The sequence below is a fragment of the Tenacibaculum piscium genome, from assembly GCF_021390755.1.
Classification (GTDB): Bacteria; Bacteroidota; Bacteroidia; order Flavobacteriales; family Flavobacteriaceae; genus Polaribacter; species Polaribacter piscius.
The window spans coordinates 163864-177810 of the sequence record NZ_JAJGWR010000001.1; the positions used below are offsets into that span (position 1 = coordinate 163864).

General features: G+C 32.5%; 13 protein-coding genes. 10 read left to right on the plus strand and 3 right to left on the minus strand.

Features of this window, described 5'->3' with window-relative positions:
• Window positions 1-31: 31 nt before the first annotated feature.
• From L0U72_RS00790 to L0U72_RS00800, 3 genes are read right to left on the minus strand one after another with little or no spacing between them, the layout of a single operon-like run.
• On the minus strand, window positions 32-718 hold the full coding sequence (locus L0U72_RS00790) for an RluA family pseudouridine synthase (protein WP_233898158.1): 687 nt from the start codon (window positions 716-718) through the stop codon (window positions 32-34).
• A gap of 51 nt (window positions 719-769) precedes the next feature.
• Window positions 770-1381, minus strand: a complete 612-nt coding sequence (gene yihA, locus L0U72_RS00795) for a ribosome biogenesis GTP-binding protein YihA/YsxC (RefSeq protein WP_101918105.1) — start codon at window positions 1379-1381, stop codon at window positions 770-772.
• Window positions 1382-1407: 26 nt separating this feature from the next.
• Complete coding sequence (locus L0U72_RS00800; RefSeq protein WP_101918104.1) at window positions 1408-2172, minus strand: alpha/beta fold hydrolase; 765 nt, start codon at window positions 2170-2172, stop codon at window positions 1408-1410.
• Between the two features lie 202 nt (window positions 2173-2374).
• Here L0U72_RS00800 and L0U72_RS00805 point away from each other — a divergent pair, with 202 nt between their 5' ends.
• The 10 genes from L0U72_RS00805 to murC all read left to right on the plus strand — a co-directional run bounded on the left by L0U72_RS00805 (window position 2375) and on the right by murC (window position 13947).
• Window positions 2375-2842, plus strand: coding sequence for a division/cell wall cluster transcriptional repressor MraZ (locus L0U72_RS00805; protein WP_233898159.1), 468 nt, complete (start codon window positions 2375-2377; stop codon window positions 2840-2842).
• A complete protein-coding gene (gene rsmH, locus L0U72_RS00810) occupies window positions 2829-3725 on the plus strand; it encodes a 16S rRNA (cytosine(1402)-N(4))-methyltransferase RsmH (protein WP_233898160.1) in 897 nt (298 codons plus the stop codon). Before L0U72_RS00805 ends, rsmH begins: the two co-directional genes overlap by 14 nt.
• Window positions 3726-3786: 61 nt before the next feature.
• A complete protein-coding gene (locus L0U72_RS00815) occupies window positions 3787-4116 on the plus strand; it encodes an FtsL-like putative cell division protein (protein WP_233885825.1) in 330 nt (109 codons plus the stop codon).
• Window positions 4117-4124: 8 nt separating this feature from the next.
• Window positions 4125-6137, plus strand: a complete 2013-nt coding sequence (locus tag L0U72_RS00820) for a penicillin-binding protein (protein ID WP_233898161.1) — start codon at window positions 4125-4127, stop codon at window positions 6135-6137.
• Window positions 6138-7616, plus strand: a complete 1479-nt coding sequence (locus L0U72_RS00825) for a UDP-N-acetylmuramoyl-L-alanyl-D-glutamate--2,6-diaminopimelate ligase (protein ID WP_101918099.1) — start codon at window positions 6138-6140, stop codon at window positions 7614-7616. It abuts the gene before it with no gap.
• On the plus strand, window positions 7616-8842 hold the full coding sequence (gene mraY / locus L0U72_RS00830) for a phospho-N-acetylmuramoyl-pentapeptide-transferase (RefSeq protein ID WP_233898162.1): 1227 nt from the start codon (window positions 7616-7618) through the stop codon (window positions 8840-8842). Before L0U72_RS00825 ends, mraY begins: the two co-directional genes overlap by 1 nt.
• A 59-nt stretch (window positions 8843-8901) precedes the next feature.
• Window positions 8902-10236 (plus strand): UDP-N-acetylmuramoyl-L-alanine--D-glutamate ligase, encoded by a 1335-nt coding sequence (murD, locus tag L0U72_RS00835; protein WP_101918097.1) that lies wholly within the window; start codon window positions 8902-8904, stop codon window positions 10234-10236.
• 37 nt (window positions 10237-10273) lie between these two features.
• Window positions 10274-11530 (plus strand): FtsW/RodA/SpoVE family cell cycle protein, encoded by a 1257-nt coding sequence (locus L0U72_RS00840; RefSeq protein WP_101918096.1) that lies wholly within the window; start codon window positions 10274-10276, stop codon window positions 11528-11530.
• Window positions 11514-12623, plus strand: coding sequence for an undecaprenyldiphospho-muramoylpentapeptide beta-N-acetylglucosaminyltransferase (gene murG, locus L0U72_RS00845; RefSeq protein WP_193699597.1), 1110 nt, complete (start codon window positions 11514-11516; stop codon window positions 12621-12623). Before L0U72_RS00840 ends, murG begins: the two co-directional genes overlap by 17 nt.
• On the plus strand, window positions 12601-13947 hold the full coding sequence (gene murC, locus L0U72_RS00850; protein WP_193706266.1) for a UDP-N-acetylmuramate--L-alanine ligase: 1347 nt from the start codon (window positions 12601-12603) through the stop codon (window positions 13945-13947). The genes murG and murC overlap by 23 nt, the downstream gene beginning before the upstream one ends.

Below are 13947 nucleotides of genomic sequence, written 5' to 3' on the forward strand. Positions count from 1 at the left end.
GATGTTAATTATTGCTGTTTTATCAGGATAATTATAAGCAAGCATCCCAAATAGGATCTTTAGGCGTTGGAGCTGTAATTTTGATACGTTCTTTACTTACAGGATGTATAAAATCAATGTTACGAGCGTGTAAATGAATGCTTCCATCTTTGTTACTTCGTCTTGCTCCGTATTTTAAATCGCCTTTTATGATAGCACCAATATTGGATAATTGCACTCGAATTTGATGATGACGCCCTGTTTCTAAATCAATTTCTAATAACGAATAATTATCTAAATTTTTAAGTGTTTTGTAATGAAGAATTGCTTTTTTACTACCGTCAATTTCTTTCGAATATGCCGTTGATTTATTATTCTTCGGATTTTTCTTTAAGAAATTGATAAGTGTATCTTCGGATTTCTTAGGTTGATCTTTCACAACCGCCCAATAGGTTTTTTTGATTACTTTATCGCGCAACATTTTATTCAATCGCTCTAATGCTTTTGAAGTTTTTGCGTAAATAACAACGCCTGAAGTTGGTCTATCTAACCGATGAACAGTTCCTAAATAAACAGCGCCAGGTTTGTTGTATTTGTCTTTAATGTATTCTTTAACAACCTCAGAGAGTGGTTTGTCCCCTGTTTTATCACCCTGAACAATATCACCAGCTCTTTTATTGATAATCATTAAATGATTGTCTTCATGTAAAACGTGTAAATTGTTTTTTGTAGAATGCATTTTTTTAATAGCTCTTAAAAATGGAGTAATTTGGATATTAAAGGAAAGGAATTATTGAAAATCTTTAAGGATATCTTGATTTGTTTGCTCAATAAATGTTAAAAACTCTTCACGTCCTAAACCTGTTTCTGATGAGGTAAGAAAAGAGGTTGGAAGTATTTCCCAGTGTTTTAATAATTTCTTTTTATAGTTTGCTATTTGATTGTTTATTTTAGAAGTTCCTAATTTATCGGCTTTTGTAAAAACGATGCCAAAAGGAATTTGATTTTCTCCTAAAAACTGCATAAATTCTAAATCTATTTTTTGCGGATCGTGGCGAGAATCAATTAAAACAAAGGTAAAAACAAGTTGTTCTCTTTCTTTGAAATAATTTTCAATAAAAAACTGAAAAATAGTTCGTTTCTTTTTAGATATTTGTGCGTATCCGTATCCAGGTAAATCGACTAAAAACCATTCTTCATTTATTTTAAAATGATTGATAAGTTGTGTTTTTCCTGGTTTTCCAGATGTTTTAGCTAAATCTTTACGTTGCATCAACATATTGATTAACGAAGATTTACCAACATTCGAGCGACCTATAAAAGCATATTCAGGAATTCTATCCTTCGGTGCTTTCATAACATTACTGTTGCTCATTACAAAATCAGCAGATTTTATTTTCATAAATAATAAGTTACGCTATTTTGCGATTATATATTTCGTTTAGAAAGCCAGCTTTCTAAAATTTCATTAAATTCTTGAGGAGTTTCCATCATGGCAGCGTGTCCACATTTATCAATCCAGAATAAATCAGAATCTGGTAATAATTTATGGAAATCTTCGGCAACTTCAGGCGGTGTTACGCCGTCTTGTTTTCCCCAAATAAGACAGGTTGGTTGTTGCATTGTAGGTAAATCGTTCGCCATATTATGACGAATTGCACTTTTAGCAATCGAGAGTGTTTTTAAGGCTTTAATTCGGTCATTTACAATGTCGTAAATACCATCAACAAGTTCTTTGGTGGCAATTTCAGGATCATAAAAAACTTCTCTTGCTTTGGCTTCAATGTATTCGTAATTACCTCTTTTCGGATAACTATCGCCCATTGATTTTTCATATAATCCAGAGCTACCTGTTAAAACAATTGCATCAACATCTTTCGGATAATGCTTTGTATAATATAACGAAATATGCCCACCTAAAGAATTTCCTAAAAGAACAACATTTTTAAGCTCTTTATATTCAATGAAATCGTGCACATAATCGGCTAAATTTTTTACGTTAGTTTTTAGTAAGGGGAGCGTGTATAGTGGTAATTCAGGAATTAAAACTCGGTATCCTTTTTTAGAAAAATATTTAAAAGTTTCATCAAAGTTACTAAGAGCGCCCATTAAACCGTGCAATACGATTAATGCTCTACCTTCTCCTGCTTCTGCGTATGTAAATTTACCTTCTTTCTTTAGAAAATCAGTCATTAATTTTTCGGTTTGACTTTAGCACAAATGTACTCTTTTTTTACGAAATTTTCATTTTTATTATTTGATGCTTTTTTTTTTTGATAAATATCTTGAGCATCAATTTATTATAAGAAGCATCAAAATTTATGAACAAAGTGGTGATAAGTGGTAAGAAGTGGTAATTTTTTTTTATTTTTGATGCAAACTATAAACGTTTAATTTGATCAGTTTAATTGGAACATATCAATGCACGGCAGATGTTAAAGGAAGATGTATGCTTCCTGTGGCATTAAAAACGCAATTATCTGATATACTGAAAGATGGGTTTATTATAAAGCGGTCGGTATTTCAGCCCTGTTTGGAATTATATCCGATGGAAGCTTGGAATTTGGTGATGCAAAAAATACATACATTAAATCGATTTGTAAAGAAAAATAACGATTTTATTAGAAGATTTACCGCTGGTGTTAAAGTCGTATCAGCAGATGCTTCAGGAAGATTGTTACTACCCAAAGATTTATGTGAATACGCTGGTATTAAAAAGCAATTAGTGCTTTGTACTGCTGTTGATATCATAGAAATCTGGGACAAAAATAAGTACGAACAAGTAATTGATGATGCTGTTGTTGATTTTGCTGATTTAGCAGAAGAGGTAATGGGTAATACAGATAAAGATGAAGTATCATAATCCAGTTTTGTTAAAGCAAAGTGTTGATGCACTGAATATTAAAGAGGACGGCGTATATGTCGATGTAACTTTTGGTGGCGGAGGTCATTCAAAAGAGATCCTAAGTAGGTTAGGTGAAAATGGAAAATTATTTGCTTTTGACCAAGATCCAGATGCTTTAGAAAATACAATTGACGATCCGCGTTTTGTGCTGATTGGTGAAAATTTTCGGTTTATTGCTCGTTTTTTACGATTCTACGGAATTCGAAAAGTAGATGGAATTTTAGCCGATTTAGGCGTTTCTTCTCATCAATTTGATGAAGCAGAAAGAGGGTTTTCGACTCGATTTGATGCCGATTTAGATATGAGAATGGATCAAAAATCTGATTTGTCAGCCAAAAAAATCATCAACAAATATAGCGAAGAAAAATTAGCCGATATCCTATTTTTATATGGCGAACTTCGAAATGCAAGAGCTTTATCAAAAAAAATTGTAACCGCAAGGCAAGAACAAGAAATTCAAACCAGCTTTCAATTGAAAGAAGTATTAAAAGAATTTCTTCCAGAGGCAAAAGAACATAAAATATTAGCACAAATATTTCAAGCCGTTCGAATTGAAGTAAATCAAGAATTGGAAGTTTTAAAAGAGTTTTTAGAACAAATCCCTGGATTATTACAAGAAGAAGGACGATTAAGCATTATTTCGTATCATTCTTTAGAAGATAGATTGGTGAAGCGTTTTATAAGAACAGGATTGTTTGTGGGAGAACCAGAAAAAGATTTTTATGGGAATATTTCAGTTCCTTTAAAGAAAATTGGGAAGTTGATAATACCAACATATCAAGAAATTAAAGCCAATAACAGAGCTAGAAGTGCCAAATTACGAATCGGAACATTAAAATAAATCTAAAAGCAATTTAAAAGTAACTTAAAAGTGAAATGAAAATAATGTTAAAAGTCAAATAATGTTAAAAGTGAAAAAAGGTCTTTACGACGTTTTAAGAGGTAAATTTTTAACAGATGAAGATTCCTTTAAAAACTGGCGGATTCTAGTTTTTATAGTTGTTTTATTATTGATTGTGATATCAAGTTCACATAGTTTAGATGCTAAAGTTGTGAAAATCGCAGTGTTAAATAAAAAAAAGAGCGAGTTAAGAGCCGAAGATTTTGATACTAGTACCGAATTGACAAAAATGAGACTCGAAAGCAGTATTCGAGCAAAAGTAAAAGATAAAGGGTTGTTTCCCGCAAGGAAGCCTCCTCAGAAAATAAAAGTAACAACTAAAAAACAATAAAAAAAATAATGGTGGTAAAAAAAAGTATATTAAACAGACTCTATGTAGTTGTAGCTTTAATGACGCTTTTTTTAGTTATCATTGTTTTTAGGGTTTTTAAACTTCAGTATTTAGATGGTGATAAATATCGAAAACTTTCGCTAGAAAAAACCGTTAAAAATGATACCATATTTGCAAATAGAGGAAATGTATATGCCGCTGATGGAAATTTATTAGCAACTTCGATCACAAAATATACTATTAGGATGGATGCAGTTGTAATAAATTCGAAAGTATTTGAAAAAAATATCCGCTCCCTTTCCGATTCACTATCCAAAATGCTAGGCGAACCTGCTAGCTATTATCAAAAAAAAATTAGAAGAGCTCGAAAACGAAAAAATCGCTACTTATTGATAGCTCGAAATATAGGCTATAATAATTGTGCTAAAATGAGGAAATTTCCAATCTTCAATGAAGGACTTTACAGAGGCGGATTTATTGCCGAACAAAGTACTGTTAGAGTACATCCGATTGGCAAAATTGCCGCAAGGACAATAGGATACGATAATAAAAAAGGAGGCGCAGGTATTGAAGGTGCTTTTGCCGATTATATGCAAGGTGAAAATGGATGGCGATTAAAACAAAAAATTGCCAAAGGACAGTGGAAACCTATCAATGATGTAAACGAAAAAGAACCCATAGATGGTAGCGATGTTATTACAACTATTGATGTGAATATTCAAGATATCACGCATCACGCATTGCTTAGACAATTGGAATCTTTTGAAGCCGATCATGGATGTGCCGTAGTCATGGAAGTCGAAACAGGAGAAATTAAAGCGATCTCCAATTTAGGAAGAACATCCGAAGGAAAATATTACGAAAAAAGAAATTATGCCGTTTGGGAAAGTCATGAACCTGGTTCAACCTTTAAACTAGCAAGCTTAATGGCCGTTTTGGAAGATAGACTTGCTCATACATCTGACATTGTAGATTGCGGTACAGGTACAGTTTATATTAATAATAGAAAAGTAGAAGACAGTAAAAGCGGCGGACATGGTAAAATATCATTGGCTCGTGTTTTTGAAGTATCATCAAATGTTGGAATTGTAAAAACAATTCAAAAAAATTACGATAAAAATCCAAAGAAATTTGTAGAACGAATTAAATCTTTTGGACTAGATCAACTCACAGGCGTTAAAATAAAAGGAGAAGGAGAACCATATATTCCAAATCCTTCAGAAAAAAATTGGAGTCCAATATCCTTAGAATGGATGGCGTGGGGATACGGAGTTCACTTAACAGCTCTCCAAGTATTAACCTTTTATAATGCCGTTGCCAATAACGGAAAACTCGTAAAACCCTTTTTTGTAAAAGAATTAAGAGTTGGAGGAAACGTAGAGAAACGTTTTGAACCTCAAGTTTTAAAACAAAAAATAGCATCGCAAAGTACCATCGATAAAGTAAGAACTATCATGGAAAATACCGTAAAAAGAGGAACTGCTCAAAATATCTATTCTTCCAATTTTTCGATGGCAGGAAAAACAGGAACCGCACAAAAATGGATTCCTAAACACAAAGACAAAAACGGAAATACAGTATACGGACACTATTCAAAGAAAAAATATGTTGCCTCGTTTACAGGCTTTTTTCCCGCTGATAAACCTAAATATTCTTGTATTGTAGTGGTTCATAGTCCTAAAAAAGAAAAAGGATATTATGGTTCTAAAGTCGCAGCGCCAATATTTAAAGAAATTGCTCAGAAAATTTATACCACAACACCTATTAATAATCAGTTGGTTTCTGATGAAATTTCCTCAGAAAGTATTGAGCAAGAATATCAAGATTATTATGAAAAATTAAAAAAATACAAAACCATAATGCCTAGAGTTGTCGGTATGAGCGGTATGGATGCCGTTGCATTATTAGAAAATATGGGCTTACGAGTCGAGTTTACTGGAATAGGAAAAGTAACCGAACAATCTATTGATTATGGAACAAAAGTATCCAAAGGAGCAACCGTTTATTTAAAATTACTGTAATTGAAAAAATTAAAAGACATATTATATAAAGTAGCAATACTTAAAACTGCTGGAAATATTGATATTCTAATCAATACGATTCAGTTTGATAGCCGATTTATACAAAAAAATGACCTCTTCATTGCTCAAAAAGGAAGCACTGTTGATGGACATCAATTTATAGAAAAAGCCATCGATTTAGGAGCAACCGTAGTTGTGTGTGAAAAAATTCCAGCACATATCCCTGAACATAAAAAAGAAGCAATTACCTATGTTGAGGTTGAAAATACCAATACAGCATTGGCAATTATGGCAACTAATTTTTATGATAACCCATCAAAAAAAATAAAATTAGTAGGAGTTACAGGAACTAACGGAAAAACAACCATCGCTTCTTTATTGTATCAATTGTTCAAAAAAGCAGGGTATAAAGTTGGTTTGTTATCCACCGTGAAAATTATGGTCGACGAAATAACGCATAAAACAAGTCATACAACGCCAGATTCTTTGACGATTAATAAATATTTATCGTTGATGATTGACCAAGGCGTAACCCACTGTTTTATGGAAGTTAGCTCGCATGGAATCCATCAGAAAAGAACCGAAGGATTGCATTTTGTAGGCGGTGTTTTCACTAATTTATCACACGATCATTTAGATTATCATAAAACATTTGCAGAATATCGTGATGTTAAAAAATCGTTTTTTGATACGTTACCAAAATCGGCATTTGCTTTGGTTAATATGGATGATAAAAACGGGAAAATAATGCTTCAAAATACCAAAGCAACCCAAAAAACATACGCCCTGAAAACAGGTGCTGATTTTAAAGGAAAAGTAGTAGAAAAACGTTTTTCAGGAACGTTGTTAATTATAAACGGCGTTGAGGTTTGGAGTAAATTAATTGGTGAATTTAATGCCTCTAATTTGTTGGCTATTTTTGGCGTTGCCGATTTATTAGGACTCGAAAAAATAGAAATTTTAAGGCTGATAAGCGATTTAGAAAGTGTTAGTGGACGTTTTGAATATACGATTTCAAGCGATGGCGTAACCGCAATTGTTGATTACGCACACACACCTGACGCTCTTAAAAATGTACTAGAAACCATTAATGATATTCGTACAGGAAACGAAAATGTACTAACTGTCGTTGGATGTGGTGGCGATAGAGATACCACAAAACGTCCGAAAATGGCAATGATTGCTTCGCAATTAAGTACGCAAACAATTTTTACTTCGGATAATCCTCGAACTGAAGATCCGCAAGTAATTCTTGACCAAATGGAAGCAGGAGTATCGCCTGAAAATTACAAAAAAACATTGACGATTCTAAATAGAAAACAAGCCATCAAAACAGCTTGTAAATTAGCGATAACAGGCGATATTATCGTAATCGCAGGAAAAGGACATGAAAATTATCAAGATATTAATGGTGTTAAACATCATTTTGATGATTTAGAAGAAGTAATGAATTGTTTTAATCAACTAAAAAAAGCATAATGCTCTATTATATATTTCAATATTTAGAAACCGAATTTAATTTAACAGGCGCAAGTGTGTTTCAATTTATTACGTTTCGTGCCGCTATTGCATTTATAGCTTCTTTATTGATATCAACAATATTTGGTAAAAAAATAATTAGCTTTTTAAGAAAACAGCAAATTGGGGAAACCGTTCGTGATTTAGGATTAGCAGGACAAGTCCAAAAAGCAGGAACGCCAACAATGGGAGGACTTATCATTATTTTAGCAACCTTAGTTCCCGTAATTTTGTTCGCTAAATTAGAAAATATTTACATCATTATTTTACTGATAACCACCGTTTGGATGGGTTTAATTGGTTTTACAGATGATTATATCAAAGTATTTAAAAAAGATAAAGCAGGTTTAAAAGGAAAGTTTAAAGTGTTAGGTCAGGTTGGTTTGGGCGTGATTGTAGGAACAATGCTTTATTTTCATCCTGATGTTACGATTAAAGAGCAATTGCCTATTGCACAGCAAGTTGTTCAAGCTAACGGAAAAATAAAAGTATTTGGAGAAGCTCATAAATCAACAAAAACAACCGTTCCTTTCTTAAAAAATAATGAATTAGAGTACGCAAAAGTATTTCGCTTTTTAGGTGATGATTATCAAAAATATGGTTGGATAATTTTCATATTTGTAGTTGTTTTTATTGTAACAGGAATTTCAAATGGTGCAAATTTAACCGATGGAATTGATGGATTGGCAGCAGGAACATCAGCAATTATGGTAATCGCCTTGGCAATATTTGCATGGGTTTCGGGAAATATTATTTTTGCCGATTATTTAGATGTTATGTACATTCCGAATTCTGGAGAAATGACCGTTTTTATATTCGCTTTTGCAGGAGCTTTAATCGGTTTTCTTTGGTATAATACGTATCCAGCTCAAGTATTTATGGGAGATACAGGAAGTTTAACAATCGGAGGAATTATCGCTGTAATCGCCATTGCTATTCGTAAAGAATTGTTATTGCCAATTTTAGCAGGTGTTTTTGTCGTTGAAAATTTATCGGTAATACTGCAAGTTTTTTACTTTAAATACACTAAAAAAAGATTCGGAGAAGGAAAAAGAATCTTCAAAATGGCACCCTTACATCATCATTATCAAAAATTAAATTATCACGAAAGTAAAATAGTTACCCGCTTTTGGATTGTTGGAATTTTACTCGCCGTTTTAACCATCGTAACGCTAAAATTAAGATAGAAAATCAATAATGAAATCAAAAAAAATAAGTCAAAAAATAAGTCAAAAAATAAAATAAAATGAAAAGGTTGGTAATTCTTGGCGGTGGAGAAAGTGGCGTGGGAACAGCGTTGTTAGGCAAACAAAAAGGCTTCGATGTTTTTGTGTCTGATAAAGGAATTATTGCTCCAAAATATCAAAAAATATTGCTCGAAAATAACATCAATTTTGAGCAAAATAAACATACCGATTCTCTTATCTTTTCAGCGGATATTGTTATGAAAAGCCCTGGAATCCCCGATAATATAAGCTTAATACAAGCGTTAATTTCAAAAGAAATAAAAATAGTTTCTGAAATTGAATTTGCTAGTGAATTTACCAAAGCTAAAATAATAGGAATCACAGGTTCTAACGGGAAAACCACCACCACATTATTAATGGGACATCTACTGAAAAAAGCAGGTTTTGATGTCGGTATTGGTGGAAATATTGGCGATAGTTTTGCTCAATTAGTTGCCGAAAAATCACATGAAAATTATGTGTTGGAATTAAGTAGTTTTCAATTAGATGGAATTGTTGATTTTAAACCAAATATTGCCGTTATTACCAACATATCGCCAGATCATTTAGATAGATATCAATATAATTATGACAATTATATAAACTCAAAATTTCGCATCACAAAAAATCAAACAGCAACCGATTTTTTACTATACGATGCCGATGATAAAGCTATCGAAAATTGGCTGGATAATAACATTACAAAGGCTCAAAAAATTCCGTTTTCTATTCAAAAAGAATTGAAATATGGTGCTTTTTTAAGAGAAAATAAGATTATCTTAAAGCTAACTTCAGAAGAAGTTTTAATGACTGTTTCTGAACTGGCTCTAAAAGGAAAACATAATATCAAAAATGCCATGGCAGTAGCGATAACCGCAAAATTATTCGCCATAGCATCAAAAAATATAGCACAAAGTTTAGCGGATTTTAAACCCGTAGAACATCGCTTGGAATATGTGCGAAAAATTAATGGTGTACAATTTATTAACGATAGTAAAGCCACGAATATTGATGCCGTTTTTTATGCCTTAGATGCTATGGATAGCCCAACAATTTGGGTAGTAGGTGGTGTTGATAAAGGAAATGACTATCAAGTTTTAATGCCTTTGGTAAAAGAAAAAGTCAAAGCAATTGTTTGTTTAGGAATCGATAATGAAAAAATTATAGCAACTTTTGGAAACGTTGTACCTGTTTTAGTCGCAACAAACACAGCAAAAAAAGCGGTAAATATCGCCAATAAACTCGCCGAAAAAGGAGATACCGTATTGTTATCACCAGCTTGTGCTAGTTTCGATTTGTTTAAAAATTATCAGGATAGAGGTATTCAATTTAAAAAAGCAATTCAAGAGTTATAATAAAGTTTATAAAAATAAATAAAAAATAATCGAATTAATGAAAGTTATCTTTCAATATATAAAAGGAGATAAAGCTATTTGGGCTATCGTTACCATTTTGGCAATATTTTCATTTATGCCCATATATAGCGCAAGTACCAACCTAGTATATGTAGTTGGTAACGGCTCTACAATTGGACATTTAATAAAACACATGGTGTTGCTAATAACTGGTTTTGGAGTAATTTATGGCGTACATAAAGTTCCGTATAAATATTTTAGCGGTATGACGATTATTATGTTTCCAATCGTAGCGATATTGTTAGTTGTTACTCTAGCACAAGGTAGAGAAATAGGAGGTGCAAATGCAAGTAGATGGCTTAATATTCCATTTGTAGGGATTGGTTTTCAGACATCTACGTTGGCGGGTTTAGTTTTGATGGTTTTTGTATCGAGTTATTTAGCGAGAAATCAGCATGTGAAAAAAAACTTTAAACAAAGTCTGGTGAAATTATGGTTGCCAGTCTCTATTATATTATTATTGGTACTTCCTGCCAATTTTTCGACAACAGCTATTATTTTTTTAATGGTTTTACTACTTACTTTTATCGGTGGATATCCTGTGAAATATCTGAGTTATATTCTGGGAATTGGTGTTTTTTTACTCTTGTTTTTTGTACTGATAACAAAAGCTTTTCCTGAATTAATGCCCAACCGTGTAAGTACTTGGAAAAGTCGAATTGAAGGTTTTTCAAAATCAAACGGAACAGAAAATTATCAAGTAGAAAAAGCTAAAATAGCCATTGTAACAGGTGGAATGCTAGGAAGAGGTCCTGGTAAAAGTGTACAAAAAAACTTTTTACCACAATCTTCTTCGGATTTTATATATGCCATTATTATTGAAGAATATGGTCTTCTAGGTGCTGTTTTAGTTGCCTTTATTTATTTTTTCTTATTATTAAGAATTTTAGTTACAGCCAAGAAAGCAACTACTGTTTTTGGAACTTTATTGGTCATTGGTGTTGGAGTTCCAATTGTCTTTCAAGCCATGATAAACATGGCAGTAGCCGTAAATATATTACCCGTAACTGGGCAAACACTTCCCTTAATTAGTAGTGGTGGTACTTCTATTTGGATGACTTGTTTTGCTTTAGGAATTATATTAAGTGTGAGTGCTTCTGCAAATGAAGCATCAAAAACATTAGCGGTATTAGAAGATGAATTAGAAAACGAAATATCAGGAGAAATGACAGGCGAAATGCCAACAGATATAGAAGAAAACCCCTTAAATAAACTAGATGAAACCAACAATTAAGGTAATTATAAGTGGTGGCGGAACTGGTGGACATATTTATCCTGCTATCGCTATTGCAAACGAACTAAAAAACAGATATCCATTGGCAAGTATCTTGTTTGTAGGCGCAAAAGATAAAATGGAAATGGAAAAAGTTCCGCAAGCAGGATACCCAATTAAAGGTTTGTGGATTTCAGGAATCCAACGAAAAATAACCCTTAAAAATATGCTGTTTCCTATAAAATTAGTACACAGTTTATACAAAGCACACGTTATTATTAAAAATTTTAAGCCAGATGTCGCAATCGGTACAGGTGGGTTTGCTAGCGGACCAACCTTAATGATCGCTAATCAAAAAAAAATACCAACACTTATACAAGAACAAAATTCATATCCTGGAATTACTAATAAATTATTAAGCAAAAAAGCCAGCAAAATATGTGTCGCTTACGATAATTTAACACGCTTTTTTCCGAAAGATAAAATTATAAAAACAGGAAATCCTGTTCGCCAAGATTTATTGAATATTCAAACTAAAATATCCGAAGGAAAAACCTTTTTTAAACTAGATACAACTAAAAAAACAATCCTGATTTTAGGCGGAAGTTTAGGTGCCAGAAAAATAAATCAATTAATTGAAACAAATCTAGAACTCTTTGAACAAGAAAATGTTCAATTAATCTGGCAATGCGGTAAATTATATTTTGAAGAATATCAAAAATATAACCAAAAAATAAACGTACAAGTTTATCCCTTTATTACTAAAATGGACTTAGCATACGCATCCGCAGATTTTATAGTATCAAGAGCCGGAGCAAGTTCTGTGTCAGAATTGTGTATCGTAGGAAAACCAACCATTTTTATACCATCGCCAAATGTATCCGAAGATCATCAAACAAAAAATGCAACAGCAATCGTTGAAAAAAATGGCGCAATTCTAATCAAAGAAAATGAACTCGAAACTTTTCAAACAGTAATAAAAAAACTACTCAAAGACACCGAAAAACAAAAAAGTTTAAGCAAAAATATAAAAGCATTGGCATTGCCAAACGCAACAAAAGAAATCGTTAACGAAATAGCACAATTAATTAGTGAACTTAAAAGCAATACATAACGTCTATTTTATAGGAATTGGAGGAATCGGAATGAGTGCTATTGCACAATATTTTGCCGTAAACGGAAAAAACGTATTTGGATACGATAAAACACCAAGCCCAATAACACAAAAATTAGAAAATATTGGAGTGAAAATTCACTTTGAAGATGCCGTAGAAAATATCGAAACTTCTTGCTTAAATAAACAAGAAACATTCGTGGTGTACACTCCCGCAATACCTAAAACGCATCAAGAATTAAATTATTTTATTAATAATGGCTTCAAAGTGCTAAAAAGAGCCGAAATTTTAGGGGAAATAACCAAAAATACCAAATGTTTGGCTGTGGCAGGAACGCACGGAAAAACAACGACTTCTGCAATTTTAGGGCATATTATGCAACCTGTAAAAGCAACTTCTTTTTTAGGAGGAATCGCTGAAAATTATAACTCAAACCTGATTTTAGGTGAAGACAAAATTTCGGTCGTAGAAGCAGATGAATTTGATAGATCTTTCTTGAAATTATCACCAAATATCGCCTGTATTACTTCCATGGATGCCGATCATTTAGACATCTATGGTGAAAATGAAATGTTACAAGCCTCTTTTAACGAATTTGCAAATAAAGTTACCGATACACTAATTATCGCCAAAGGATTGCCTTTAAAAGGACTTACATACGCCATTGATGAAACTGCCGATTATCAGGCATATAATGTTAAAATAGGTACAGGAAATTATATATTTGATGTGAAAACGCCAACATCAGAAATAAAAAATATTGAATTTAATTTACCCGGAAAACACAACATGATGAATGCCTTAGCTGCATTAGCAATGGCAGATGTTTACGGGATTTCATTAGAAAATATTAAACATCAACTCAAAACTTTTAAAGGCGTTCAACGTAGGTTTTCCTACAAAATTAAAACCGAAAAAATAGTCCTGATTGATGATTATGCACATCATCCAACAGAAATAAATGCCGTGATTAATTCAGTACGAGAAATGTATCCGAATAAAAAAGTATTAGGCGTGTTTCAACCACACTTATTTACCAGAACAAAAGATTTTGTAGATGATTTTGCAAACGCACTTTCTAAATTCGATTCGCTGTTATTGTTAGACATTTATCCAGCAAGAGAATTGCCCATAAAAGGTGTCAATTCAACTTGGCTATTAGACAAAGTAATCATGGAAAATAAAATGTTGGTTGCTAAGGAGAATTTAAGTGACGAAATCTTGAAAAATGGGTCTAATATTGTAATAATGATTGGGGCAGGAGATATCGGGCTATTAGTGCCTCAAATAAAAGAAGATTTGAATAAAAAATACCAGTGTTAA

Excerpts from the sequence above, each read along its gene's own strand:
- L0U72_RS00840 (WP_101918096.1), top strand. The coding sequence starts at position 10,274 with ATGAAAGTTATCTTTCAATATATAAAAGGAGATAAAGCTATTTGGGCT.
- murD (WP_101918097.1), top strand. The coding sequence starts at position 8,902 with ATGAAAAGGTTGGTAATTCTTGGCGGTGGAGAAAGTGGCGTGGGAACA.
- mraY (WP_233898162.1), top strand. The coding sequence starts at position 7,616 with ATGCTCTATTATATATTTCAATATTTAGAAACCGAATTTAATTTAACA.
- L0U72_RS00800 (WP_101918104.1), bottom strand. The coding sequence starts at position 2,172 with ATGACTGATTTTCTAAAGAAAGAAGGTAAATTTACATACGCAGAAGCA.
- L0U72_RS00820 (WP_233898161.1), top strand. The coding sequence starts at position 4,125 with ATGGTGGTAAAAAAAAGTATATTAAACAGACTCTATGTAGTTGTAGCT.
- L0U72_RS00790 (WP_233898158.1), bottom strand. The coding sequence starts at position 718 with ATGCATTCTACAAAAAACAATTTACACGTTTTACATGAAGACAATCAT.
- yihA (WP_101918105.1), bottom strand. The coding sequence starts at position 1,381 with ATGAAAATAAAATCTGCTGATTTTGTAATGAGCAACAGTAATGTTATG.
- murG (WP_193699597.1), top strand. The coding sequence starts at position 11,514 with ATGAAACCAACAATTAAGGTAATTATAAGTGGTGGCGGAACTGGTGGA.
- L0U72_RS00815 (WP_233885825.1), top strand. The coding sequence starts at position 3,787 with ATGTTAAAAGTGAAAAAAGGTCTTTACGACGTTTTAAGAGGTAAATTT.
- rsmH (WP_233898160.1), top strand. The coding sequence starts at position 2,829 with ATGAAGTATCATAATCCAGTTTTGTTAAAGCAAAGTGTTGATGCACTG.